This is a genomic window from Curtobacterium sp. PhB137, from assembly GCF_003814955.1.
Classification (GTDB): Bacteria; Actinomycetota; Actinomycetes; order Actinomycetales; family Microbacteriaceae; genus Curtobacterium.
Window position 1 is genome coordinate 65,529 of the sequence record NZ_RKQO01000006.1, and the last position, 25,213, is coordinate 90,741.

Consider the following 25,213-nt stretch of genomic DNA (forward strand, 5'->3'; position numbering starts at 1 on the left):
CGGGTCAGGTCGTCAGATCGCGGTCTGCGTCGACTTCGGCATGTGCAGCGGGATGAGGTCGCGCGGCGGCATCGGCGTCGTGCCGCGCACGACGACGACGCTGCGGAACAGCTCCTCGATCTCGCTCGCGTCGTCGGGCTGCTCGGCGGCCTTGCCGGCGATCACCCCGCGCAGGAACCAGCGCGGGCCGTCGACGCCGACGAAGCGGGCCGGCCGGACGCCGGCGGTGCCGCCGTCGCCGTCGACCGCGACGGGCACGGACGCGCGGAGCTCGGGGCCGAACGGGCCGTCGACCTCGGTCACGACACCGCCCTGGCGCTCGATCTGCTCGGCGATCTGTGCGCGGATCTCGTGCCACAGACCCGTCGAGCGCGGTGCGGCGAACGGCTGGACCTGCAGCGTCGAGTCGTCGTAGTCGAGCCCGACCGCGACGACGCGCTGCGAGCCCTCCTCGACCTCGAGGCGCAGGTGCAGGCCTTCGCGCGGCAGGACCTTCACGCCGCCCAGGTCGACGTACGGACGGACCAGGTTCGCCTCGGTCTCGTCGTGCGGGCCGTTCTCGGCGCGGTCCTCGGGTGCGGACTTGTCCGTCGGGGCGACCCCGTCGACCTCGTCGAGGTCCGCGTCGGCGTCCGTCGCGATGTCGACCTCGGGGGTCGTGTCCGCGATCTCGACCTCGTCGGCGACGGCCTCGGCCACCTCGACCTCGGCCACCTCGCCCTCGTCACGCTTGCGTCGACCGAACTTCATGCGCGCGTTCCTTCCTGAACATCATCGGCGGCGCCGGTCACGGCACCGCTCCGGTCACCGTAGCCGGACGAGCCGAAGCCACCCTGGCCCCGGACGCTGTCGGGGAGTTCCTCGACGTGCGTGTACGTCACCCGCGGCACGGGCATGACGATCAGCTGTGCGATCCGGTCACCCACGTGCACCTCGTACGGCTCGGACCGGTCGGTGTTGAGCAGCGAGACCTTGATCTCACCGCGGTACCCGGAGTCGACCGTGCCCGGGCTGTTGACGATGGTGATGCCGTGCTTGGCGGCGAGCCCGCTGCGCGGGACCACGAAGGCGGCGTACCCCTCGGGGAGCGCGATCCGCAGCCCGGTCGCGGCCAGGTGGCGCTCGCCCGGCTGCAGCACGAAGGCCTCGGTCGAGACGAGGTCGGCACCGGCGTCGCCGGGGTGGGCGTGTCCGGGGCGGTTCTCCCCGGTCCAGAGGACGTCGACTGGTTCGGTCACGTGTCGAGGGTAGTGCAGAGACGTGACCCGACCGTGACCTGCCCCGAGTCGTGGTCGAATGGACCCGTGACCCTGTACCGCGAACGACTCTGGGCCCCGCCCGCCCTGTACCTGGCGACGGCGCTCGTCATCCCCGCCACCCTGCTCGTGTTCCTGCCCATCAGCGTGCTCGCCGGTGTGCTCGTGGCGATCGGCATGGAGCTCGGCGTCCTCGTGCTCCTGTGGGCACTCGCACCCACCATCGAGGTCACGGACAGCGAGTTCCGCGCCGGCAAGGCGCACCTCCCCCGCGCACTCGTCGGCAGCGTCGAGGCGTTCGAGGGCGCCGAGGCGACCACGCAGCGCGGCCCGAAGCTCGACGCACGAGCGTGGACGCTCTTCCGCGGCTACGTGCGCGGGGTCGTCAAGGTCGAGGTCCGCGACGACGCCGATCCGACGCCCTACTGGCTGGTCAGCGTCCGGCAGCCCACCAAGGTGGTCGAGGCCATGCAACATACGCGCTGACCTGGTATCTCACATGCCAGTCTGAGGTGATGGATCGTTCTCCACCACCCCGTACGAAACCACCCCGTACGAAACCACCCCGTACGAAACCACCCAGTACGAAGCGGATCGATGTCGAGGCCCTGCGCGGCGTCGCGGTCGCCCTGGTGATCGCCGAACACGCGCTCGGCACCCCTGCCGGCGGGTGGCTCGGAGTCGACGTGTTCTTCGTCCTCTCCGGGTTCGTGATCACGCGGAGCCTGCTCGCTGAGCACGTCCGCACCGGCCGCATCGACCTCGTCGGGTTCGCGGTGCGTCGGATCCGGCGTCTCCTCCCCGCCGCGCTCGTGGTCGTCGTCGTCACCGTGTCGGTCGCGGCGGCGCTCTGGTTCCGGCCCAGGTTCGTGTCCGTGCTCGGCGACGCCCTCGCGGCGCTCGTCGGCACGATGAACTGGCATCTCGTCCGCCAGGATGCCGACTACTTCGCCGAGACCGCGGCCTCGCCGCTCCGGCACTTCTGGTCGCTGGCCGTCGAGGAGCAGTTCTACGCCGTGTGGCCGGTGCTCCTGCTCGCCGTCCTGGCGGTCTGCGGACGTCGGCGCGCTCGTTTGGTCCCTGTTGTGGTCGCCGCACTCACGGCCGTCGGGACCGTCGTCGCCGTCGGTGCCGGTCCCGTCACGGACTCTGCCTACTTCCAGACCTTGGCCCGGGCATGGGAGCTCCTCCTCGGAGCGACCGTGGCGACGCTGCCGACCGTGGCGACGCGGTCGACCGTGACCGCGCACCCGACGCCGCGGGCACTGCCGACAGCCGTCACCGTCGGGCTCGGATCGGTCGGCGCGGGTGGCGTCATCATCGGGGTGCTCCTCGCCCCCGTGTCGCCGTTCCCGACGGTCCCGGTCGTCGTCGGGACCGCATTGGTGCTCGTGGCCGGCGACCTGCAGCTCCGGCTCCCCGCGGTGCGGTGGGTGGTCCGGCCCGTGGTCGCGCTCGGTCGGGTCTCCTACTCGGCGTACCTCTGGCACTGGCCGCTCTTGGTGTTCGCCGCCGTCGTCGCCCCCGGGGCGATGGGCACGGCGGCTGCGGTGACGGTCACACTCGTACTCGCCACCCTCTCGACGCGGTACGTCGAGGAGCCGCTCCGGACCCGACGTCCCGTCGGGCACCGGCCACGACACCGACAGCGCCTCCGACGGCTCCGACGGCTCCCACTGGTGGTCCCGGCGATCGTGGTCACACTGTCGGTCGCCACGATGACCGTCGGGGATCCGGCCTCCGCGGCGCGGCTGCTCGAGCGACCACCCACGAACGCCCCCGAGCGACTCCCGTTCGCGGACGCTCGCGCACTCCGCACCGCCGTGGCCGTCGACGGGCACCCGGACGCCACAGCACTCGCCGCCGGTGCCACCCGCGCCTCCCTGCCGCCCGCCATGCGTGACGGCGGCTGCCTCGTCGGCGTCGGCGAGCCCCTCCGGACGTGCGGCGCGACGACCGGGGCCGATGTGCTCGTGGTCGGCGACTCCACCACCGTCGCGTGGTCGCCGACCGTCGTCGGAGCGCTACCGACGGGTACCGCCATCGGCGTGACAGGCGTGGCGAGCTGCAGCGCCGTCATCCCGACACGCGCGGTGCGGCACCGGTGGTCCGATGCCTGTCTGACGGCCAAACGGGCCCTCCACCGGGCGGTCACAGCGGCTGACCCCCGACTCGTGGTCATCAGCGCCGTCACGGGCGAGTACCGGGAGCACCTCGGCGACCTCCCAGCGGGCCGTGCAGCCGCGCTCTGGGAACGGTCGATGGCCGAGACGATCCGCGCGTTCCGCCGCGACCACCGCCGCGTGCTCGTGCTCAGCGCACCCCAGTACGGTCCGGACACATCCACGTGCCCCGACCGGATCCACGGGTTCGGACCGTGCGCCGCTTCGGTCACCCCGGACGCCCGAGCGAAACGCACCGCGGAGGCCGCCGCGGTCCGCTCGAGCGGACCGGGCGCGGCGTACGTCGACATGGCCGCGTGGTCGTGCAGCAGCGACGGCTCGTCGTGCCCCGCGGTGATCGACGACACGCTCGTCCGGGTCGACCAGGTGCACACCACGAGAGCGTTCGCGGACCGCCTGGTCCCGGTGCTGCGTCGCGCAGTCGACTGGGACGCGTTGCTGCGACGCTGACACGCACAGCTGACGGGAGGCCCGGCGCGCGTCCGCACCGCACCGTACGACGAAGGCCCCGCATCCTGGAGGATGCGGGGCCTTCGGTCATCAGTGCGTCTAGAGCGCTGCGCATTCCGCGCAGACCGGCCCGAGCTTCGACTCGTGGTCGAGCTGGGAGCGGTGCTTCACGAGGAAGCACTCGACGCAGGTGAACTCATCGACCTGCGGGGGCAGCACCACGACGTCGAGGTCGACGTCGCTCAGGTCCTGCCCGGCGAGTTCGAAGCTGCCGGGGTTGTCCGAATCATCGTCGACGACCCCCGACATCTTGTCGGGAACGCGCTCCTTGAGGGCCTCGATCGACTCCGAATCGGAGTTGTCATCGGTCTTCCGGGGGGCGTCGTAATCGGTGGCCATGCCCATCCATTTCTCGTATCGAGAGGTCGTCGCCGGGTGATCGGCGGCGACAGTTTGCACTACGTCCCGCCAGAGTGCAAACCGAGATCTGCGGCGGGTCGTCACGGCGCTGCAACCCGTGACCGGATCGGGACATTCCCGACACCCGTCGCCACTGATGCGCAGACTCCGCGGCACGCCCGTGCGCCTCCGTGGAAACCGTCCGCGACCACTGCATACTCACGGGGTACGACGCACGACCGTACGCGACGCTGGGAAGGCTGGACCATGCAAGACGTGAGAGTCATCGGAGTCGAGGCAGGCGCACTCCTCCTGGCGACCGACGGCGGTACCGAGTTCCGGTTGCCCGTCACGTCCTCGCTGCCGGGGCAGGTGCGTCAGGCCAACCCGGACGCCGGTCCGCAGAAGCGGGTCTCCCCCAAGGACGTCCAGGCCCGCATCCGTGGTGGTGCCGACGCCGCCGAGGTCGCGGCCGCGCTCGACGTCGACGTCGAGTACGTCCGACGCTTCGAGGGCCCGGTGCTCGCCGAGCGCGCGTTCGTCCTCGACGCCTCGCACCGCGTCCCGGTGACCCCGGTCGACGACGAGGCCCCCGACACCTTCGGCGCGGCGATCACCGCGAAGCTCGAGGCCGGCGAGGCCACCGCGATCAGCTGGGGCTCGTGGAAGCACCCGGAGAGCGGCTGGCAGGTCCGGGTCCGCTACACCGCGGCCGAGGTCGAGCACGACGCCCAGTGGCGCTTCGACCCGAAGACCTCGACGCTCGTGCCGGACAACGGCGACGCGCACCGGCTCTCGCACACCGACGACGAGGGCATCGCGCCCCGCCTGCGCGCCGTGGAGTACGAGCAGCAGGACGACGACGGCACCCGCTTCGACTCCGGCGCCTTCCGCGTCGAGGAAGAGGACGAGGCCGTCACGAACCCCGACGTCTCCGACCGCGCACCGCTCCGTGCACCGCTGCCCCGCATCGGCCAGGCGGCCGTCGAGGAGCGCGCACCCGGCAACGAGACCGCCGACCTGCTCGAGGCGCTCCGCCGCCGCCGTGGGGAGCGCGAGGCCGCCTCGTTCGGCGAGCAGCGCGACGAGCCGGCCCGCGGCACCTCGATCAGCGTCGTCGACATCCCGCTGCAGGGGTTCGAGGACGAGCCCGAGGGCGACACCGTCCCGCCGTCGGCCGACGCCCGTCCGGCATCGGCGCCCGAAGCCGAGGGCCGTGCGGAGCGCAAGAAGCGCAACCGCCGGTCGATGCCGAGCTGGGACGAGATCGTCTTCGGCACCCGCCCGGAGGACCCGGCCTGATCAACTCGGACTGACCCGCGGCCGGCTGCTACTGCGCGAACGCGCCGGCGAGCCGCAGCGGGACGAACGTCTCCTCGTCGGTCATCGCGCCGTGCTGACCGATCATGCGCTTCGGAACCTCGCCGTCCCGCAGCGCGCGGTCGTCGTTGAACGCCCACGACCCGCGTGCCACGACGATCACGTCGCCGATGCGCGGGACCACCTGCGGCGAGACCGCACCGAACCACCCGGCGGCGATCGCCTCGTCGCGGCTCGCGACGTACGCCTTCTTGCCGTAGCGCGCCCGGAACGCCCCGACCAGCCCGCGCACGTCGGTGCCCGGCGCCACCGTGAGCTGGCGGCACCGCGGATCGCCCGCCACCCCGACGACGTCCGTCAACAGGAGCGGGTCGATGGCGATGTTCGCGTGGTCGGGCACGTCGAGCACACCGTGGTCCGCGGTGACGAGGACGCCGACGTCCGGCGCACCGCGGGCATCGAGGCGGGCGAGCTCGCCGTCGAGCAGCTCGAGCGTCGCCGTCCACCGGTCGGACTGCCACCCGGACTTGTGCCCGATCGAGTCGAGCTCCGGCACGTACAGGTACACGAGCGACCGACCGGTGGCGGTCTCGGCCAGGGCAGCGTCGATGCGCTCCGGGATCGTGTCCGCCGACACGTACCGCGCGCCGCCGAGGACGTTCGCGGTCATGCCCGACGCCCGGTACCGATCGGGGCCGATGACGACGGGGTCGACGCCGAGCTCCGCGGCGCGGGTGAAGAGCGTCTCGGTGAGGAACCAGTCCGCGGGGACCTCGGTGTCCCACCCGCCCAGGAGGTTCATCACGGCGCCGGTGTCCGGGTTCCAGCCGCTGTAGCCGACGACGCCGTGCGTGCCGGGCGACCGTCCGGTGGTCAGGGTGCTCAGCGCCGCGGCCGTCGTGGTCGGGAACCCGCTGCGCAGCTTCTTCGCGGTGCCGGAGCCCTTGGCGGCCGTGAGCCAGCGGGCGTGCCCGGCGCGAGCCGACAGCGCGACGCTCCCGAGGCCGTCGACCAGGACGACGATCGCGGAACGGGCGGGACGGAGGGCGATCCGGGCCTCCAGGCCGTGGTCACGCGACCACGCGCCGTCCGCAGCCCCGAGCGCCACGAGGCAACTCGGGAAGACGTCGGCGAGGTTCGCGGCGGCGTCGGGGGCCGTCGGTACGCTAGTTCCCATTCCACAGAGTCTCCCAGACGACAGAGTCTCCTAGGCGACTCCGGTCTTCCAGAAAGGTGCCATGGCACGCACGGACGCAGTCGGCCTGCCCGACGGTGAGCGCATCGAGGACGTCGACGTCTCCGAGGAGATGCAGGGCTCCTTCCTCGAGTACGCGTACTCCGTCATCTACTCGCGGGCGCTGCCCGATGCGCGCGACGGCCTGAAGCCCGTCCAGCGGCGCATCCTGTACCAGATGGCCGAGATGGGCCTGCGGCCCGACCGCGGGCACGTCAAGAGCGCCCGCGTCACCGGCGAGGTGATGGGCAAGCTGCACCCGCACGGCGACGGCGCGATCTACGACGCGCTGGTGCGGATGGCGCAGCCGTTCACGATGCGCGTGCCGCTGATCGACGGCCACGGCAACTTCGGCTCGCTCGACGACGGTCCCGCTGCCGCCCGGTACACCGAGGCCCGCCTGGCCGAACCGTCGATGGCGATGACCGAGGGCCTCGGCGAGGACGTCGTCGACTTCGTCCCGAACTACGACAACCAGATCATGCAGCCCGGCGTCCTGCCCGCGGCGTTCCCGAACCTGCTCGTCAACGGCGCGTCGGGCATCGCGGTCGGCATGGCCACGAACATGGCGCCGCACAACCTGGGCGAGGTGGTCGAGGCCGCGAAGCACCTGCTGATGAACCCGCAGGCCACCCTCGAAGAGCTGATGGAGTTCGTCCCGGGGCCGGACCTGCCCTCGGGCGGCACCATCGTCGGGCTCTCCGGGGTCCGCGACGCCTACGCCACCGGGCGCGGCACGTTCCGCACCCGCTCGAAGGTGAGCGTCGAGAACCTCACGCCGCGCAAGGTCGGGCTCGTCGTCACCGAGCTGCCGTACCTGGTGGGCCCCGAGCGCGTCATCGAGAAGATCAAGGACGGCGTCCAGTCCAAGAAGCTCGTCGGCATCTCGGACGTCAACGACCTGACCGACCGCAACCACGGGCTCCGGCTCGTGATCGGCATCAAGAGCGGCTTCAACCCCACCGCGGTGCTCGAGCAGCTGTACAAGCACACTCCGCTCGAGGACGGATTCGGCATCAACAACGTCGCGCTCGTCGGCGGGTCCCCGCGCACGCTCGGGCTGCGCGAGCTGCTCGACGTCTACGTGCAGCACCGACTGTCGGTCGTCACCCGGCGGTCGGAGTACCGGCTCGCGCGTCGTCGCGAGCGGCTGCACCTGGTCGAAGGCCTGCTCATCGCGATCCTCGACATCGACGAGGTCATCCAGGTCATCCGCACCTCGGACGACTCCGAGGCCGCACGGAGCCGGCTCCGTGACGTGTTCGACCTGTCCGAGGTGCAGGCCGAGTACATCCTCGAACTGCGGCTCCGACGCCTGACGAAGTTCTCGCGCATGGAGCTCGAGGCCGAGCGCGACCAGCTGCTCGCCGACATCGCTGCGCTCGAGGAACTCCTGGCGTCCGACGAACGGCTCCGTGCCCAGGTCGCGCTCGAGCTCACCGAGGTCTCCGACAAGTTCGCCACCCCGCGCCGCACGCTGCTCACCGAGGCCGACGCCCCGGTCAAGGGCGGTCGCAAGGCCGCGATCGACCCGGAGTCGCTCCAGGTCGCCGACTCGCCGTGCCGCGTGCTGCTCTCGACCACCGGAAGGCTCATCCGCGTCGACATCCCGACGTCAGAGCTCAGCATCGTCCGCGTGCCGAAGCGCTCCAAGCACGACGCCGTCCGGTCCGCCGTGGTGAGCACCGTCCGGGGCCAGGTCGGCGCGCTGACCTCGACCGGGCGGGTCCTGCGGCTCTCCCCCGTCGACGTCCCGGCGGTGCCGCCCGCCGCGGTCCGCCTCGACGCCGGCGTGCGGGTCACCGACTTCCTGGTGCTCACCAAGGGCGAGACGGTCGTTGCACTCGTCGACCTGTCCGGCGCGTCGTCGGACTCCCTCGCCATCGGTACCGCCCAGGGCGTCGTGAAGCGCGTCGTCCCCGGAGCCTGGCCCGACAAGCCCGAGTTCGTCGCCATCGGCCTGAAGCCCGGCGACGCGGTGATCGGCGCTGCCCAGGCGCCCGAGTCCGACGACCTGGTGTTCATCAGCTCGAACGCCCAGCTCCTGCGCTTCCCCGCGTCCGGCGTCCGTGCCCAGGGGCTGCCGGCCGGCGGTGTCGCGGGCATGGCGCTGGCGTCCGGGTCCTCGGTGATCTGGTTCGGGTCCGTCGCCCGGTCCGACGACGCCGTGGTCGCCACGGTGTCCACGACCTCCACGGCGCTTCCGGGCACCGACTCCGGTCGCGCCAAGGTCTCCGCCCTGTCCGAGTTCCCCGCCAAGGGCCGGGCGACCCAGGGTGTCCGGGCGCACGCGTTCCTGAAGGGCGAGGACGGGCTCACCGTGGGCTGGGCGGGCATCGCTCCCCCGCACGCGGTCGGTACGGACGGCGCCGCGCGGACCCTGCCCGACTGGCTGTCGAAGCGTGACGGGTCGGGGGCGCCGCTCGAGGCCGTCATCGGCTCGATCGGTGGCAGTGCTGCGGCGCTCGACGGCACCGCTGGCGACGCGTAGCGCGCGGACTCCGGGGCGCGGCGCGCGGCGCGCGCTTTCGCGCCCAGCGACAGTTCACGGGCCGATGGCCGCGTGAACTGTCGCTGACCGCGTCAGATCGCACGCCCCGCCGGCCTGGAGGCGCGGGGCGGCCTCGCCACGCGCCGCCGTCGAGCACGCGCGCGGACTTTCGCGCTGAGCGACAGTTGGCGCGCCGCCAGCCGCGTGAACTGACGCTCAGTGCGTGAGAACGCACCGCGCCCGGCGCCGCCGCGCGGCTACGCGTCGATGCGGTCGCGGTCCAGACCCTCGCCGGCCAGGATGAACTCCTTGCGCGGGGCCACGTCGTTGCCCATGAGCAGCTCGAACACCTTCGCCGCGCTCTCGGCGTGCGTGATGTTCACCCGCCGCAGGGTCCGGTGCGCGCGGTCCATGGTGGTCTCGGCGAGCTGGTCGGCATCCATCTCGCCCAGGCCCTTGTACCGCTGGATCGGCTCCTGGTACTTCTTGCCGGTCTTCTCGAGCTTCTTCAGCACGGTCTGCAGTTCCTGCTCGGAGTACGTGTACAGCGTGTCGTTGGGCTTGCCGCGGTTCACCACGACCACCCGGTGCAGCGGCGGCACGGCGGCGAACACCCGGCCCTGCTCGATCATCGGTCGCATGTACCGGAAGAACAGGGTCAGCAGCAGCGTGCGGATGTGGGCACCGTCGACGTCGGCGTCCGACATGATGATGACCTTGCCGTAGCGCGCCTGGTCGATCTCGAACGTCCGGCCGGAGCCGGCACCGATGACCTGGATGATCGACGCGCACTCGACGTTCGACAGCATGTCCGACACGGACGCCTTCTGCACGTTCAGGATCTTGCCGCGGATCGGCAGCAGCGCCTGGTACTCACTGTTGCGGGCGAGCTTCGCGGTCCCCAGGGCCGAGTCACCCTCGACGATGAAGAGCTCGGTGCCCTCGGTCTCCTGCGACCGGCAGTCAGCGAGCTTCGTCGGCAACGAGGAGTTCTCGAGCGCGTTCTTCCGGCGCTGCGTCTCCTTGTGGGCGCGGGCCGAGATGCGGGTCTTCATCTCCGCGACGACCTTCTCGAGCAGGGTCGCGGCCTGGGCCTTCTCGGTGCGTTGCGTCGACGTCAGGATCTCGGTGATGCGCTTCGACACGACCTGGTCGACGATCTTGCGGACCGCCGGCGTGCCGAGGATCTCCTTCGTCTGCCCCTCGAACTGCGGCTCGGGCAGTCGGACGGTCAGCACGGCGGTCATGCCGGCGAGCACGTCGTCCTTGTCGAGCTTGTCCTGCCCGACCTTGAGCTTGCGGGCGTTCGCCTCGACCTGTGCACGGACGGCCTTGACCAGACCGGATTCGAAGCCGGCCTGGTGCGTGCCGCCCTTCGGCGTGGCGATGATGTTGACGAAACTGCGGAACACCGTCTCGTAGCCGTCGCCCCACCGCAGCGCGAGGTCCACCTCGCAGGAGCGCTCGACCGACGTGGACACCATGTGGCCCTTGTCGTCGAGCATCGGGACGGTCTCGGTGAAGGTCCCGGTGCCCTGCACGCGCCAGACGTCGGTGACGGCGGTGTCGGCCGCGAGGTGCTCGACGAACTCGCCGATGCCGCCCTCGTAGCGGAAGCGCTCGACGACCGGGCCGGCCTCGACGGCGGTCCCCGTCGCCTCGGCACGCGCAGCAGCGGCCTCGATCGAGGACACGCGCTCGTCGGTGATCGTGATGCCGAGTCCGGGCACCAGGAACGCCGTCTGCCGCGCCCGGGTGACCAGGTCGTCGGTGCTGAACCGCGCATCGGCGGTGAAGATCTGCCGGTCCGCCCAGTACCGGATCCGGGAACCCGTGACGCCCTTCTTCACCTTGCCGACCACCCGCAGCTCGCTGCCCGAGGTGAACGGGCTGAACGGGGCGTCCGGACCGATGCCCTCGGCGTCGTCGAACGTGCCGGGCTCGCCGCGGTGGAACGACATGGCGTAGGTCTTGCCGCCGCGGTCGACCTCGACGTCGAGGCGCTCGGACAGCGCGTTGACCACTGAGGCACCGACGCCGTGCAGACCACCGGAGGCAGCGTAGGAGCCGGAGCCGAACTTGCCGCCGGCGTGCAGCTTGGTGAACACGACCTCGACCCCGGTCAGGCCCGTCTTCGGTTCGACGTCCACCGGGATGCCCCGGGCGGTGTCGCGGACCTCGACCGAACCGTCGGCGTGCAGCACGACACCGATCTCGTCGCCGTGCCCCGCCAGGGCTTCGTCGACGGAGTTGTCGATGATCTCCCACAGGCAGTGCATGAGCCCACGGGAGTCGGTCGAGCCGATGTACATCCCCGGACGCTTCCGGACCGCCTCGAGCCCTTCGAGGACGGAGAGATGGCGTGCGGAGTAGTCGGAGCTCACCGTCCGATGCTACCGAGCGGCACCGACACCCTCGGCGCGGACACTCGCACTGGGGACAACCGATCCGCGCTCAGCGAAACAGCGCTGCACAATGCATCGTTCTCAGGCATCACGTGTTGAAATGGTGCAACCACCCGGCACCACCTGCGATCCGTGAGGAGCACAGCAATGACCCAGACCGTGCAGGACCCCTCCATCGACGAAGTCAGCAACCACCAGCTGACCGCCGCCGACCGTTGCGACAGCTGCGGAGCGCAGGCCTACATCCGAGCCACCATGTCGAGCGGCGAGCTCTTCTTCTGCGCGCACCACGGCGCAGAGTTCAAGGACAAGCTCGCGGCGACCGCCATCGAGTGGCACGACGAGAGCAGCCGACTCTACGAGTCGAAGTAGCGCGCGAAGGCGCGAGCACAGCAAGACGGGAGGCCCGGGGCCAGCTGGCACCGGGCCTCCCGTCTGTCTGTTGCCCGTCTCAGAACGCGCGGAGACGACGAAGGCCGGGTCCCGTCGGGACCCGGCCTTCGTGAGCGTCACGCGATGCGCTTGAACGCCTTGTCGACGTAGCGATCGACCGTCGCGCGCGCCTCGCGTGCGTAGCGGTCGATGGTCGCCGTCTGCTCCGGGTCCGGCGTGTACTCGAGGCCCACTCGTGCGGCGGCTGCGGCGAGGACACCGTCGGTCAGCTGCGGGTTGAGCGGCAGGATCGGACCCTGCGTGTGCGTGCCGAACGACGTGCCGACGATCGCACCCTCGACCGGGGCGCCCGCCTGGTTGCCGCCGCCGGACACGACGTCGGCGAAGGGGGTGACCCCGGCCGCGAGCTCGATCGTGGTGGCGTGGTCCTCGAAGCCGGCGAGCCGCTTCGACGCGCCGGGGAGCAGCGGGTACCGGGTCTCGAGGACGAAGTAGTTGACCCGACGTTCGGCACCACGGACGGCTCGGGCGTCGAACACGCCGAACCCGGCGAGCGGAGCACCCTCGGTGGGCACGACCTCGTTCGTCGCCAGGTCGAACCCGCCGCCGACGGCGATGATCGGCACACCGTCGCTCGCGAACGAACGGAGCGGAGCGGCGATGCGGGCGACGTCGGCACCGAGCGAGCGCATCGCGCTGAGCGGACCGTTGCCGATGACCACGACGTCGGCCGCGGCGGGCAGGACGTCGCCGGGCGCGTACTCGAGCACCTCGGTGTCGAGGCCGGCCGCGGCGGCACGGCGGACGAGGGCCGCGACGTTGCCGCGGTCCCCCGAGACGCCCATCTGCCGGGGGTAGACGTGCAGGATGGTCAGCCGGTCGGCCGTCATGCGGTCTTCTCCATGTCCGGGTGGCCGAGGGCCTTGCGGGCGATCATCATGATCTCGTAGTTGACGATGAAGTTCTTCGTCCCGCTGGTCGTCGACCCGAGCTGCTCCATGTGCTTGATCGCGGTCTCGACGTCGGGGTCGACCCGGCCGATGCGGACACCGGCGTGCTCGAGGGCGATCGCGATCTGCCAGGCCTTGTCACCGGAGACGACGTCGACGTGGTCGAGCTTCGAGAAGTCGATGTCGTAGATCCACGAGATGTCCGGCGTGCCCTCGTCGATCGCCATGAGGACCTGCTCGGGGCGGTCCGGCAGCGCGTCGAGGTTGAGCTGGAGGCTCGCGGCGTTCTTGAACATCGTGAACTCGGCGGACTCGCCGGCGATCGGGAGTCGTTCCCCGCGGCCGTACGCCGGCTTCATCGTGCCGAAGGCCTTCGTGACGGCGTCGGCGCGGAACTGCGTGCCGAGTGCCGCGCTGGCCGTGGCGGTGGCAGCAGCAGCGTCGACCGCGTAGTGCAGGCCGCGTGCCGGCAGGCGAACCGCGATGTCGGCACCGTCGAAGCGGATCGTCGCGCCGTCACCGGTGTTCACGACGACCTCTGACTCGGCGACGTTCGGCTGGGCGTCCTGCCGGTCGAAGTCGTCGGCGTTCTGCAGGCCGTTCGGTGCGGCGGCGACGACCTCGGCGCTCGCACCGAAGCGCAGCACCCGCTGGCCGGTGCGCGCCACGTAGGCGTCGAGGAACTGGTCGTCACGGTTCGTGATGACGTTCGCCGTGGACAGTGCCGCGGTGTCGAGCATCATGTCGGCGACGCGCTCGGTCTCGAAGAACCGGTACAGCTGGTCGACCTGCACGTTGAGCATCGTCACCGTGGACGGCGACAGGATGCCGGCGAGCTCGACCGCGAAGGCCTCGTCGACCTCGAGGATGCCGATGTCCGCCTTCAGGCGACCGGTCAGCGACACCTCGGACAGCAACGCCGACGCGATGCCCTGCGGCAGGTTCGCCCCGGACGGGTTCGTGAACACGCGGAGCCCGTGCGCCCGGACGATGTCCGAGATCATGTGCGTGGTCGTCGACTTGCCGTTCGAGCCGAGCACGAAGACGACGCCGTTCGGGAACTGCTTCGTCACGTGCTGCAGGAAGTCCGGCACGAGCTTGAGCACGATGAAGCCGGGGTACGCGGATCCCCCGCCCCGCGCTCTGGCGAGGGCACGGAGGATCCGCCCGATCAGGATCGGGATGAAGAACCGCATCGGCCTACTCGAGGTAGTCGCGCAGCGACTGCGACCGCGACGGGTGGCGGAGCTTCGCCATCGTCTTGGACTCGATCTGACGGATGCGCTCACGCGTCACGCCGAACGTGTCACCGATCTGGTCGAGGGTCTTCGGCTGGCCGTCACCGAGGCCGAAGCGCATGCGGATGACGCCCGCTTCGCGCTCGGACAGGGAGTCGAGCAGGCTCTCGAGCTGCTTCTGCAGCATGGTGAAGCCCACCGCGTCGGCCGGTACGACCGCCTCGGTGTCCTCGATGAGGTCACCGAACTCGGAGTCGCCGTCCTCGCCCAGGGGCGTGTGCAGGGAGATCGGCTCGCGGCCGTACTTCTGCACCTCGACGACCTTCTCCGGGGTCATGTCGAGCTCGCGGGCGAGCTCTTCCGGAGTGGGTTCGCGACCGAGGTCCTGCAGCATCTGGCGCTGGACACGAGCGAGCTTGTTGATGACCTCGACCATGTGCACCGGGATGCGGATGGTGCGGGCCTGGTCGGCCATGGCGCGGGTGATCGCCTGGCGGATCCACCACGTCGCGTAGGTCGAGAACTTGAAGCCCTTGGTGTAGTCGAACTTCTCGACCGCACGGATCAGGCCCAGGTTGCCCTCCTGGATGAGGTCCAGGAACTGCATGCCACGGCCGGTGTAGCGCTTGGCGAGCGACACCACGAGGCGGAGGTTCGCGCCGAGCAGGTGCGACTTGGCGCGCTGGCCGTCGCGGGCGACCCAGCGCAGCTCACGCTCGGCCGGCTTGGTCAGCCCGGTCGAGTGCTGCAGCTTGTCCTCGGCGAACAGGCCGGCCTCGATGCGCATCGCGAGCTCGACCTCCTGCTCGGCGTTGAGCAGGGCGACCTTGCCGATCTGCTTGAGGTAGTCCTTCACCGGGTCGGCGGTCGCACCCGTGATGGTCGTGGAGTAGACCGGGGCTTCGTCGTCGTCGGTCTGCGAGATGACGAGCGCGCCAGCGGCGACCGCAGCGGCGGCGTCGGGCTTGATCGCCTTGTCGTCGGTGTCCTCGACGTCCTCGGTCGGCTCGTCGGTGGCTTCGTTCGCCTCGTCGACGGGGTCGACCTTCTTCGCCTTCGGGGCGGCCTTCTTGGCCGGGGCCTTCTTGGCGGGGGCCTTGGTGGCGCGCTTCTTCGGCGCGGCGGTTCCCTCGGCGTCCGTGGCGTCCTCTGCCACAGCACCTTCGGGCTGAGTGTCCTTCGTGGGATCGATCGTCGTGCTCCGGGCAGCCATGCGATCACCTCTCTCGTCGTGCCACGTTCGTGGGGTCGTGGCCTCCCTCGCCGCCCAGGGCCCGAGCCGCAGTCCCCCGCGTCGTCGAGTCCTACCGTTCCGGGCAGCACTAAGACCCATGTCAAGTCCCCCGGGTTGATCGGCGCTCCGAAGTGCTCCGACAGGATGGGGGTCCTGAGTGGGTCCGTGATCATTATTGCACGTGCCGCTTCCGCAGGCGCGCAACGAGTGCAACCCAGAGCGGTCCGACGCGTATTCCCTCCTCCGCGTGGAGGACCCGGCGCGTGCGGTGCCGGGCGTGCAGGAGCATCGCGACACCGAACCCGACCACCAGGTACTGCACCGTGAGGGCCACGCGGAAGTTGTCCCAGGCGAACACGGTCTCACCGGTGACGCGGGACATCACGTCGAGCAGCAGCCCGATCAGGTACATCATCACGAAGGCCGCCAGGAAGCCCCCGACGTTGACGACGCCGTTCGCGGACCCGAGGGAACCGACCGGGTTGAACGTCCGGGCGAAGTCGAACCCGATCAGCGAACCGGGGCCGCCGATGCCCATCGCCACGACGAGGAGCACGAGCAGCCAGGTCGGCGGGTGGCCGGGCCAGAGCAGGATCGCGGTCCACACCACGGCGAGCAGCACGACCACGCCGAGCACGAGGTTCGATCGGCGCATCGGGAACCGCGCGCACAGCAGCCCGAGCACCGGCCCGGCCACGAAGCCCACGGCGACGATGATCGTCAGGAAGCCGGCGGCCTCGGCGGGGCTGTACCCGAGCCCGCGGAGCATCGGGACGCCCCACAGCAGCGAGAACACCGTGCCGGACGACTGCGTCACGTAGTGGGACCAGAACCCGAGCTGCGTGCCCGGTCGACGCAACGCGTGCCCGAACGTCCGGAACGCGGCGCCCCACGAGTGCGGCAGCGGGATCGTTCCGGTCCGCACGACCACGGGGCCGTTGCGGACGAAGACGAACGCCAGGACGAGCCCGACGGCACTCGCGGCGGCGGCGACCCCGAACGCGGGCGTCCACCCCGCGGCGTGCAGGAGCACCGCGAACGGGAACGCCGACAGGATCTGGCCGATCTGCCCGAGGTTGCCCGTCCACTGCGAGATCTGCGGCAGGATCCGGCCACTGAACCACATCGGCACCAGGCGGATCACCGAGATGAAGGTCATCGCGTCGCCGGCACCCACGAGCACCCGGCCCGCGATCGCCGGGCCGATCGTCGGCGAGAAGGCCACGACGGCCTGGCCGACCACGAGCAGCGCGGCGCCGAGCAGGACGAGCTTGCGCGGCCCCACCCGGTCGAGCGCGACGCCCACCGGGATCTGGAGTCCGGCGTACACGGCGATCTGCACGACCGCGAGCGTGGACAACACCGCCGCCGAGACGGCGAACCGGTCCTGCGCGTCCACCCCGGACACCCCGAGCGAGGACCGCTGCACGACCGCCAGGACGTAGGCGAGCACCGCGATGCCCCAGATCAGGTAGGCGCGACGGGAGTTCACCCCGACAGGCTACCGATCCGGCGGAGCCGGATACGCGACGTGTGTCGCCGAAACTGGTGACGTCCTGGTCGCGACCGGACGACCGACGGGAGGAACGGTGCGGGCCCGCCCCGGGCCTCCAGGCCGCCGTTCCGGACCGTTCAGGGCCCGACCCGGCTACTCGCCGCCGTCACCCTGGGTGCGCCGGTCGGCCAGGAAGCGCTCGAGCTCGGCCGCGATCGCGTCCGCGGTCGGCACCTCGCCGTCGACGTCCGTGAGCGGCGACGCGACCGGGTTGCCCTCCATGTACGTGTCGTGCCGTTCCTCGAGCACACCGACGAGTCGCTGCAGCTCGGCGTTGCCGGCGACCTGCTCCTCGACCCGGGTGAGGAACTCCCGACCTGCTTCGCGCAGGGCGTCCGTCGGGAAGATGAGGCCGGTGGCCGCAGCGATGCCGGACAGGGCGGCGACGGCCGCGTCCGGGAACTCGGTGTCCGACAGGTAGTGCGGGACGAGCAGGACGAGCCCGGTGACCTGCGCGCCGGTGGATGCGAGCCGGTGCTCGACGAGGTGCAGGACGTTCGCCGGCGCCTGGGTCTCGGGCTTCCAGACGCTCATCTGCTCGACGAGGTCGGCGCGGGTGCCGGAGACGGTCAGGCTGATCGGGCGGGTGTGCGGGACCGGCATCGGGATCGACTGCACCCAGGTGGTGTCCGCGACCTGGAGCTGGGCGGCGAGGCCGGTGACGGCGTCCACGAACCGGTTCCACTGGAAGTCCGGCTCGTAGCCGGACAGGAACAGGAACGGCTGGCCGATCTCGTCGCGCACGAGGTGCAGCGCCAGCCGGGGCGGCTCCACGGCGGCGATGTGGTCGTGCTCGAAGGTGATGACGGGCCGGCGAGCACGCCAGTCGAGCAGCACGTCGGGGTCGAACTCGGCGACGAGCTGCGTGTCGAGGTCGTCGAGCACCGACGCCGTCACCTGGGCAACGGCCGAACCGGCGTCCGCGAAGCCGGTGAGCCCGGCGACCAGGTGCAGCCCGGCCGGGACGGTCGGGGCGGCCTCGTCGAACGTGTAGAGCTCCTCGGGGTGGTTCACCGTCCCCATGCTAGGCGGGGCCACCGACGCCCCCGCGCGGGACGGCCACGCCGACAGCGAACAGTGCGTGGATAGGGTTGGAGCATGGTCCGACCGACGCTCTCCACCGACTCCTCCGCCCCCTCCTCGATCTCCGCCGACGTCCTCGTGGTCGGCGTCCGGCCCGGTGCCGACGGTGCCCCCGCGACGATCGCCCGGCCGGCCACGACACCGTTCTCCGCGCTCGACGACCTCGACCTCGCAGCGATCGGCGCGACGGGCGCCAAGGACCAGCTCGTACGCATCCCGGCCGTCGGCGTCGACGCCGCGAGCATCGCGCTCATCGGGCTCGGCACCGGGACCGACGCGGCCGCGTACCGCTCGGCCGCCGGCAGCGCCGTCCGCCAGCTGCCGCACGCCGCGTCGATCGCCCTCGCGCTGCCGACCGACACCGACGCACTCGTCGAGGCAGCGCTCGAAGGCGCGGCGCTCGGTGCCTACGCCTTCACGCGGCACAAGGGTGCCGGCACGACCGGGCCGACGCGTGGCGACCAGCGCGTGACGGTCCTCGCGCCGTCCGCCGCGACGGACGCCGCGGTCCGTCCGGCGATCGTGGCCGACGCCGCGTCGCTGGTCCGCGACCTCGTGAACACCGCCGCCGGCGACCTGGGACCACAGGACGTCGCCGACGTGGCGACCGGGCTCGCCTCGGACCTCCCGCTCACCGTCGAGGTCCTCGACGAGCAGGCACTCGAGGAGCAGGGCTTCGGCGGCATCCTCGGGGTCGGCCGTGGTTCGGCGCGTCCCCCGCGCCTGGTCGTCGTCCGCTACGCACCGGAGTCCGCCACGAAGCACCTCGCCCTCGTCGGCAAGGGCATCACGTTCGACTCGGGCGGGCTCTCGCTCAAGCCGGCGGCGTCGATGCTCGGCATGAAGACCGACATGACCGGCGCCGCCACGGTGCTCGCCGCGACCGTCGCCGCCGCACGCCTGGGCCTCGACGTGCGCGTCACCGCCTGGCTCGCACTCGCCGAGAACATGCCGTCGGGCACGGCGACCCGCCCGGGTGACGTCCTCACCCTCAAGAACGGCAAGACCGTCGAGGTCACGAACACCGACGCCGAGGGCCGCCTGGTGCTCGGCGACGGCATGGCCGCCGCCTCGCTCGAGACGCCCGACGCCATCGTCGACGTGGCCACCCTGACCGGCGCGCAGGTCGTCGCGCTCGGCGACCGCACCACCGGCCTGATGGGCAGCGACGACCTCGTCGCGAAGCTCCGTGCCGTGGCCGAGGGCGTGTCGGAGCCGATCTGGCCGATGCCCCTGCCCGAGGAACTCGACGCCCGGCTCGCCAGCGACGTCGCCGACATGGTCAACGCCACGGTCGGCAACCCGGCCGGCGGCATGCTGCTCGCCGGCAAGTTCCTGGAGCGCTTCGTCGGCGAGGGCATCCCGTGGGCGCACCTCGACATCGCCGGTCCGTCCGAGCACAAGGGCGGCGGCTACGGGTGGCTCGGCAAGGGCGCGACGGGTGTGATGGTCCGCACGCTCATCGCGCTCGCAGAAGACCTCCAGTCCGAGTAGTAGGTTTGGTACCGGTGGGACGGGGCATCGACGCGCCTCCCACCGGTACTGCACGGGACGGGACCGGAACCACGCGGTCCGACCGTCGGACGCCGCCCCCGCGGTGTCCACGTAGGGCCCGATCGGCCCGACACGCACGAGGGAGTTGCACCAGGTGACGGAACAGACTTACGACGTCGTGGTCCTCGGTGGCGGGAGCGGTGGCTACGCCGCTGCGCTCCGGGCCGCCGAACTCGGCATGAGCGTCGCGCTCATCGAGGGCGACAAGCTCGGAGGGACGTGCCTGCACCGTGGCTGCATCCCCACCAAGGCACTGCTGCACGCGGCCGAGGTCGCCGACGCGACGCGCGACGCCGAGAAGTACGGCGTGATCGCGGAGTTCGCCGGTGTCGAGGTCCCGAAGGTCATCGAGTACCAGCAGGGCGTCATCACCTCGAAGTACAAGGGCCTGCAGGGCCTCATCAAGGCCCGCGGCATCACCGTCGTCGAAGGCTGGGGTCGACTCACCTCGCAGAACACCGTGCAGGTCGGCGACCAGAACATCGTCGGCAAGAACGTCGTGCTCGCGACCGGCTCCTACTCGAAGTCCCTGCCCGGGCTCGAGATCGGCGGCCGCGTCATCACCTCCGAGACCGCACTGCGCATGGACTACGTGCCGAACAAGGTCGTCATCCTGGGCGGCGGCGTCATCGGCGTCGAGTTCGCCAGCGTCTGGAAGTCCTTCGGCGCCGAGGTCACGATCGTCGAGGCGCTCCCCCACCTCGTCCCCGCTGAGGACGAGTCGATGTCGAAGCAGCTCGAGCGTGCCTTCCGCAAGCGCGGCATCGAGTTCTCGCTCGGTGTCCGGTTCCAGGGCGTCGAGCAGCACGAGAACGGCGTCGTCGTGACGCTCGAGGACGGCAAGACCTTCGACGGCGACGTCCTGCTGGTCGCCGTCGGACGTGGCCCGGTCACGCAGAACGTCGGCTTCGACGAGGTCGGCGTCGCCATGGACCGCGGCTTCGTCACCACGAACGAGCGCCTCGCCACCAACCTGCCGAACGTCTACGCGGTCGGCGACATCGTCCCCGGGCTGCAGCTCGCACACCGCGGCTTCCAGCAGGGCATCTTCGTCGCCGAGGAGATCGCCGGCCTGAACCCGGTGATCATCGAGGACAAGAACATCCCGAAGATCACGTACTCCGACCCCGAGGTCGCCTCCGTCGGCCTCTCGCAGGCCAAGGCCGAGGCCGAGTACGGCGCCGACAAGGTGGACTCGTACGAGTACAACCTGGCCGGCAACGGCAAGAGCCACATCATCGGCACGTCCGGTTCGGTCAAGGTCGTCCGCGTCGTCGACGGTCCCGTCGTCGGCGTGAGCATGATCGGCGCCCGCGTCGGCGAGCTCATCGGTGAAGCCCAGCTCGCCGTGAACTGGGAGGCGTACCCGGAGGACATCGCTCCGCTCGTGCACGCGCACCCGACGCAGAACGAGGCCCTGGGCGAGGCGTTCATGCACCTCGCGGGCAAGCCGCTGCACGCGCTGTGACCCGCACGAGTCCGCGCCCTGTGACAATGACATCCACAACAACTGCAACCCCCCGCGAAGAGGAGTCCACCCGATGAGCGAATCCGTCAGCCTCCCGGCGCTCGGCGAGAGCGTCACCGAGGGCACGGTGACCCGATGGCTGAAGAACGTCGGTGACCGGGTCGAGGTCGACGAGCCGCTGCTCGAGGTCTCGACCGACAAGGTCGACACCGAGATCCCGTCGCCCGTCGCCGGCGTCATCGAGGAGATCCTCGTGCAGGAGGACGAGACCGTCGAGGTCGGCACCGCGCTGGTGAAGATCGGCGACGGCTCGTCCGACTCCGGTTCCTCCGACTCCGGTTCGTCCGACGAGTCCTCGAACGAAGCCGCTGCCGAGGCAGAGGCCCCCGAGGCCGAGCCGAGCACCGAGCAGGAGTCCGAGACCCCCGCCCCGGAGCCCACCGAGCCCGAGCCGGCCCCCGCCGGACAGACGCAGCCCGCGGCCCCGCAGGCCCCGTCCGCACCGCCCGCAGCCGCTCCGGTCCCGCAGGCCGCTCCGGTCCCGCCGCCCGCCGCCGCACCCCCGGCCGCCGTCCCAGCGCCGGCAGCTGCTGCACCCGCACCGGCCGCGCCGAGCGCGACCACCGCCGCCGCGGTGCCGAACCCGACGCAGGACGGCGCAGCCTCCGGCTACGTCACGCCGCTCGTCCGCAAGCTCGCGAACGAGCAGGGCGTCGACCTGTCCACCGTCACCGGTTCCGGTGTCGGCGGGCGCATCCGCAAGGAGGACGTGCTCGCGGCCGTCGCGAAGGCCCCGGCCGCCGGTGGTGCAGCTGCACCCGCCGCCGCGTCCGGTCCGTTCGTCGCCGAGGTCTCGCCGCTGCGCGGCACCCGCGAGAAGATGACCCGCCTGCGCAAGGTCGTGGCCGAGCGCGCCGTGCAGTCGATGACCTCGACCGCACAGCTCACGAGCGTCGTCGAGGTGGACGTCACGAAGGTGGCGCAGTTCCGCGACGCCCACAAGGCGGAGTTCCTCGAGAAGACCGGTTCGAAGCTCTCGTTCATGCCGTTCTTCGCCCTGGCGGCGTCCGAGGCGCTCAAGGCCCACCCGAAGATCAACTCGACCGTGGAGGGCGACGAGATCGTCTACCCGGAGTCCGAGAACGTCTCCATCGCGGTGGACACCGAGCGCGGCCTGCTGACCCCGGTCATCAAGGACGCAGCCTCGCTCGACCTGGCGCAGTTCTCGAAGTCCATCGCGGACCTGGCGGAGCGCACCCGGAACAACCAGCTCAAGCCCGACGAGCTCGCCGGCGGGACGTTCACGCTGACGAACACCGGTTCGCGTGGCGCGCTGTTCGACACCCCCGTGGTGTTCCTGCCGCAGTCGGCGATCCTCGGGACCGGCATCGTCACGAAGCGTCCCGCGGTCGTGAAGGTCGACGGCCAGGAAGCGATCGCGATCCGTTCGTTCGTCTACCTCGCGCTGTCGTACGACCACCGGATCATCGACGGTGCGGACGCCTCGCGCTACCTGGTCGCGGTCAAGAACCGCCTGGAAGAGGGCAACTTCACCCCCAACCTCGGGTACTGACCCCAGCACCACGGCCGACGGCCCCGGTTCCCCCTCGTGGGGAGCCGGGGCCGTTGCCGTTCCCGCTCCGGTTCGTCGGCGTCCGGGGGCGTCCGGGGTGTCCGGGCGCGTCAGCCACCACCCGCACCGGTCCCGGTGTCCGTTCCGGCACCGAGCACGGACACCGCGGCGACGACCGTACCGATCGCGACGACGACACCGACCACGGCGCGGCGGAGCGGCAACCGCCGACCGGCACCGAGCGGGATGCCGAGCTCGACGACCTCGCGCAGTCGAGCTGCCGGGCCCGTCGTGTCGAGCGGCGGGTCCGCCTCGACGAACACCAGGTCGGCCGGCGGTGGGGCCCACCGGAACGGCCGCGGCGGCGCCGCACCCCGGACCGCGTCGAGCGCCGCGCACACGGTGCTGCGGTCGCCGTCGAGCGCCGCGAGGAGCGCAGCGTCCACCTCGTCGCGACTCGGATCGCGCGGGTCGACACGGTCCCAGACGACCCGGGCGGCGAGCACGAGGACCCGTGCAGCATCGTCACCGGGCAGCTCCGTGCCGTCGCGGACGGCTCCAGCCGGGCGATCGCACAGCACCACGGCGCCCGCGTCGTCCACCAGGACGTCGTCGATCCCGGCGACGCCGAGCCGCACCGCGCCGTCCACGGCCGCGACGAGGAGCTCGAGCAGCGGCACGCAGAGGGTCACCGCGACCCCGGTCGTCGGGGTGCCGAGACGGTCCAGCGCCACCGGGAGCGGCGTGCCGCGTGGGCGGTCGAGCAGGGTCACGAGCCCGCCGGCCCCGGTCCGGCCCACCGCCTCAACGGGCACCAGGTGCCGGTGTCCGGTGGCGCACCGATCTGCGATCCAGGCCGCCACGGCAGCGTCGTCGGCCGGCGCGACCCAACGGTCGCTGCGGGCGTCGTCGACGCTCTGGTCGGTGCTCGGGTCCATGGTGACGAGCGTGGCGGAGGCGAGCCGGGCCTCCTGTCCGTCCTGCCCGGTCTGTGGACAACGCGTGTTCGCGCACAGCCGGACCGACTGCGGTCTCCCCCGGACCGCGGAGGCCGTATCCTGTCAGCATGGCACGCAGCACTTCCACAGACACGAAGGCGAAGGAGCCGGGGCGTCTCAAGCAGATGTTCCAGGTCTTCCAGATGACCCGACGGGCCGACCCGTCGTCCGTCTGGTGGTTCGCCCTCGCATTCGTCGGCCCCGTCGTCCTCGGCATCGTGCTGGCGCTGGTGCTCCCGGGCCAGAACTGGCTCGCGATGATCCTGTGGATCGTCGCCGGTGTCCTGATGGGCGTGCTGCTCTTCCTCATCGTCCTCGGCCGGCTGGCCGAGCGGGCGGCGTACTCGCAGATCGAGGGCCAGCCCGGCGCCGTCGGTGCGGTGCTCTCCAACTCGCTGCGTCGGCAGTGGCGCTCCAGCGAGATGCCCGTCGCCGTGCACGGTCGCTCGCAGTCCGCGGTCTACCGCGCGGTGGGGCGTCCCGGCGTCGTCCTCATCACCGAGGGCCAGCGCGGCAACCTGAAGCGTCAGGTCGACGAAGAGCGTCGCAAGGTGCAGCGCATCGTCCCGAACGTCGCGGTCCACGTGGTCAGCGTCGGTGACGGCGACGACACCCTCACGCTGCACAAGCTCCCCCGTGCCATGAACAAGTTCAAGAAGTCGCTCAACCGCAACGAGGTCCTGGCCGTCGCGAACCGCCTCGACTCGCTGACGCAGAGCCCCGCCGCTGCGATCCCGAAGGGCATGGACCCGATGCGTGCCCGTGCCGGACGTCCGCGCTGACCCGTCCCCGAACCACCACGCAGAACGCCCCCGACCGTGCCAGGTCGGGGGCGTTCTGCGTGCGTGCGTTGCGGTCGCTGGTGGCGGCGGGTGGTGCGAGGTTGTTCACTCGGTGCGAGGACGGAACGACGCACGGAGTGATCAACCTCGCACCGTGCGTGCGACCGGTGGCGCGGGGCGCCGGTCAGCGGCGGACGAGCACCGTGCCGGCGATGCGGTCGTGCGCGCCGCGGCTGTCCCGGTCGATGATGAGCGCCGGCACCACAAGGCAGAGCAGGACGGTCCGGACGACCGGACGCCACACCCCCACGTACCCCCCGCGCATCGGCACGACGCGCAGCCCGACGCAGATGTGCCCGAACGAGCCGGACAACAGGCAGATGAAGAGCACCTGGAGCGCGGCGAAGATCGCCAGCTGCACCCACGAGTGCGCGATGTCGCCGGAACCGTTCACCGGCGACCAGACCCCGGTCACGTAGGCGATGAGGTCGGCAAGGGCACCGTCGATGAGCAGGGCGACGATCCGCCGTCCGATCCGCCCGACGCTGCGGGGTCCTTCCTCCGGCAGACCGAGGTCCTTGCCCGGCCAGCCGTCGGGGTGCTCGGAGGGCGCGGACGGACTGGAGGAGCTGCGGGCCATGCCCCCA

Annotated in this window: 21 protein-coding genes; 9 read left to right on the forward strand and 12 right to left on the reverse strand. The window is 71.2% G+C overall.

Annotated elements, in window-relative coordinates:
* Positions 1-12 precede the first annotated feature (12 nt).
* Both EDF28_RS10000 and dut read right to left on the reverse strand, forming a co-directional pair.
* Entirely contained in the window at positions 13-750 is a 738-nt protein-coding gene (locus EDF28_RS10000) for a DUF3710 domain-containing protein (RefSeq protein WP_228505736.1), read from the reverse strand.
* Positions 747-1,238 carry a dUTP diphosphatase gene (gene dut / locus EDF28_RS10005; protein ID WP_111086382.1) on the reverse strand — a complete coding sequence of 164 codons (492 nt, stop codon included), beginning with the start codon at positions 1,236-1,238 and terminating at the stop codon, positions 747-749. Before dut ends, EDF28_RS10000 begins: the two co-directional genes overlap by 4 nt.
* Positions 1,239-1,304: 66 nt before the next feature.
* Between dut and EDF28_RS10010 the strand changes: the two genes are divergently transcribed.
* Positions 1,305-1,742 carry a DUF3093 domain-containing protein gene (locus tag EDF28_RS10010; protein ID WP_123938171.1) on the forward strand — a complete coding sequence of 146 codons (438 nt, stop codon included), beginning with the start codon at positions 1,305-1,307 and terminating at the stop codon, positions 1,740-1,742.
* Between the two features lie 29 nt (positions 1,743-1,771).
* On the forward strand, positions 1,772-3,889 hold the full coding sequence (locus EDF28_RS10015; RefSeq protein WP_123938172.1) for an acyltransferase family protein: 2,118 nt from the start codon (positions 1,772-1,774) through the stop codon (positions 3,887-3,889).
* 99 nt (positions 3,890-3,988) lie between these two features.
* On the opposite strand, the gene EDF28_RS10020 is transcribed toward EDF28_RS10015, so the two are convergent.
* Positions 3,989-4,288 (reverse strand): DUF4193 domain-containing protein, encoded by a 300-nt coding sequence (locus EDF28_RS10020; protein WP_031263038.1) that lies wholly within the window; start codon positions 4,286-4,288, stop codon positions 3,989-3,991.
* 276 nt (positions 4,289-4,564) lie between these two features.
* Here EDF28_RS10020 and sepH point away from each other — a divergent pair, with 276 nt between their 5' ends.
* A complete protein-coding gene (gene sepH / locus EDF28_RS10025) occupies positions 4,565-5,590 on the forward strand; it encodes a septation protein SepH (RefSeq protein WP_185094206.1) in 1,026 nt (341 codons plus the stop codon).
* A gap of 28 nt (positions 5,591-5,618) precedes the next feature.
* On the opposite strand, the gene EDF28_RS10030 is transcribed toward sepH, so the two are convergent.
* Positions 5,619-6,785 (reverse strand): alkaline phosphatase family protein, encoded by a 1,167-nt coding sequence (locus EDF28_RS10030; RefSeq protein WP_123938174.1) that lies wholly within the window; start codon positions 6,783-6,785, stop codon positions 5,619-5,621.
* A 61-nt stretch (positions 6,786-6,846) separates the two neighbouring features.
* Between EDF28_RS10030 and EDF28_RS10035 the strand changes: the two genes are divergently transcribed.
* Positions 6,847-9,333, forward strand: a complete 2,487-nt coding sequence (locus tag EDF28_RS10035) for a DNA topoisomerase (ATP-hydrolyzing) subunit A (protein WP_123938175.1) — start codon at positions 6,847-6,849, stop codon at positions 9,331-9,333.
* Positions 9,334-9,590: 257 nt separating this feature from the next.
* Here the strand turns inward: EDF28_RS10035 and EDF28_RS10040 are convergent, their stop codons facing one another.
* Complete coding sequence (locus EDF28_RS10040; RefSeq protein WP_123340520.1) at positions 9,591-11,717, reverse strand: type IIA DNA topoisomerase subunit B; 2,127 nt, start codon at positions 11,715-11,717, stop codon at positions 9,591-9,593.
* Between the two features lie 168 nt (positions 11,718-11,885).
* On the opposite strand from EDF28_RS10040, the gene EDF28_RS10045 reads away from it, so the two are divergent.
* Positions 11,886-12,110 (forward strand): hypothetical protein, encoded by a 225-nt coding sequence (locus tag EDF28_RS10045; protein ID WP_071255055.1) that lies wholly within the window; start codon positions 11,886-11,888, stop codon positions 12,108-12,110.
* 137 nt (positions 12,111-12,247) lie between these two features.
* Here EDF28_RS10045 and EDF28_RS10050 read toward each other — a convergent pair whose 3' ends face one another.
* The 5 genes from EDF28_RS10050 to EDF28_RS10070 all read right to left on the reverse strand — a co-directional run bounded on the left by EDF28_RS10050 (position 12,248) and on the right by EDF28_RS10070 (position 18,131).
* Positions 12,248-13,021 carry a type 1 glutamine amidotransferase gene (locus tag EDF28_RS10050; RefSeq protein WP_123938176.1) on the reverse strand — a complete coding sequence of 258 codons (774 nt, stop codon included), beginning with the start codon at positions 13,019-13,021 and terminating at the stop codon, positions 12,248-12,250.
* Positions 13,018-14,277, reverse strand: a complete 1,260-nt coding sequence (locus EDF28_RS10055; protein WP_123938177.1) for a MurT ligase domain-containing protein — start codon at positions 14,275-14,277, stop codon at positions 13,018-13,020. The genes EDF28_RS10050 and EDF28_RS10055 overlap by 4 nt, the downstream gene beginning before the upstream one ends.
* A gap of 4 nt (positions 14,278-14,281) precedes the next feature.
* Positions 14,282-15,532, reverse strand: a complete 1,251-nt coding sequence (locus tag EDF28_RS10060) for an RNA polymerase sigma factor (RefSeq protein ID WP_123292681.1) — start codon at positions 15,530-15,532, stop codon at positions 14,282-14,284.
* 193 nt (positions 15,533-15,725) lie between these two features.
* A complete protein-coding gene (locus tag EDF28_RS10065) occupies positions 15,726-17,045 on the reverse strand; it encodes a nitrate/nitrite transporter (protein WP_123938178.1) in 1,320 nt (439 codons plus the stop codon).
* 156 nt (positions 17,046-17,201) lie between these two features.
* Positions 17,202-18,131 carry a proteasome assembly chaperone family protein gene (locus tag EDF28_RS10070; protein WP_123938446.1) on the reverse strand — a complete coding sequence of 310 codons (930 nt, stop codon included), beginning with the start codon at positions 18,129-18,131 and terminating at the stop codon, positions 17,202-17,204.
* A gap of 75 nt (positions 18,132-18,206) precedes the next feature.
* Between EDF28_RS10070 and EDF28_RS10075 the strand changes: the two genes are divergently transcribed.
* The 3 genes from EDF28_RS10075 (at position 18,207) to sucB (ending at position 22,786) form a co-directional block, all read left to right on the forward strand.
* Positions 18,207-19,685 (forward strand): leucyl aminopeptidase, encoded by a 1,479-nt coding sequence (locus EDF28_RS10075; protein ID WP_123938179.1) that lies wholly within the window; start codon positions 18,207-18,209, stop codon positions 19,683-19,685.
* Between the two features lie 154 nt (positions 19,686-19,839).
* Positions 19,840-21,213: a dihydrolipoyl dehydrogenase gene (lpdA, locus tag EDF28_RS10080; RefSeq protein ID WP_123292677.1), complete on the forward strand. Its 1,374-nt coding sequence runs from the start codon at positions 19,840-19,842 to the stop codon at positions 21,211-21,213.
* Positions 21,214-21,286: 73 nt separating this feature from the next.
* On the forward strand, positions 21,287-22,786 hold the full coding sequence (gene sucB / locus EDF28_RS10085) for a 2-oxoglutarate dehydrogenase, E2 component, dihydrolipoamide succinyltransferase (RefSeq protein ID WP_123938180.1): 1,500 nt from the start codon (positions 21,287-21,289) through the stop codon (positions 22,784-22,786).
* A gap of 110 nt (positions 22,787-22,896) precedes the next feature.
* On the opposite strand, the gene EDF28_RS10090 is transcribed toward sucB, so the two are convergent.
* Positions 22,897-23,724 carry a hypothetical protein gene (locus tag EDF28_RS10090; RefSeq protein WP_123938181.1) on the reverse strand — a complete coding sequence of 276 codons (828 nt, stop codon included), beginning with the start codon at positions 23,722-23,724 and terminating at the stop codon, positions 22,897-22,899.
* A 128-nt stretch (positions 23,725-23,852) separates the two neighbouring features.
* Here EDF28_RS10090 and EDF28_RS10095 point away from each other — a divergent pair, with 128 nt between their 5' ends.
* Positions 23,853-24,566 carry a DUF4191 domain-containing protein gene (locus EDF28_RS10095; protein WP_111087017.1) on the forward strand — a complete coding sequence of 238 codons (714 nt, stop codon included), beginning with the start codon at positions 23,853-23,855 and terminating at the stop codon, positions 24,564-24,566.
* A 184-nt stretch (positions 24,567-24,750) separates the two neighbouring features.
* On the opposite strand, the gene EDF28_RS10100 is transcribed toward EDF28_RS10095, so the two are convergent.
* On the reverse strand, positions 24,751-25,206 hold the full coding sequence (locus EDF28_RS10100) for an RDD family protein (protein WP_123292673.1): 456 nt from the start codon (positions 25,204-25,206) through the stop codon (positions 24,751-24,753).
* Between the last annotated feature and the right edge of the window lie 7 nt (positions 25,207-25,213).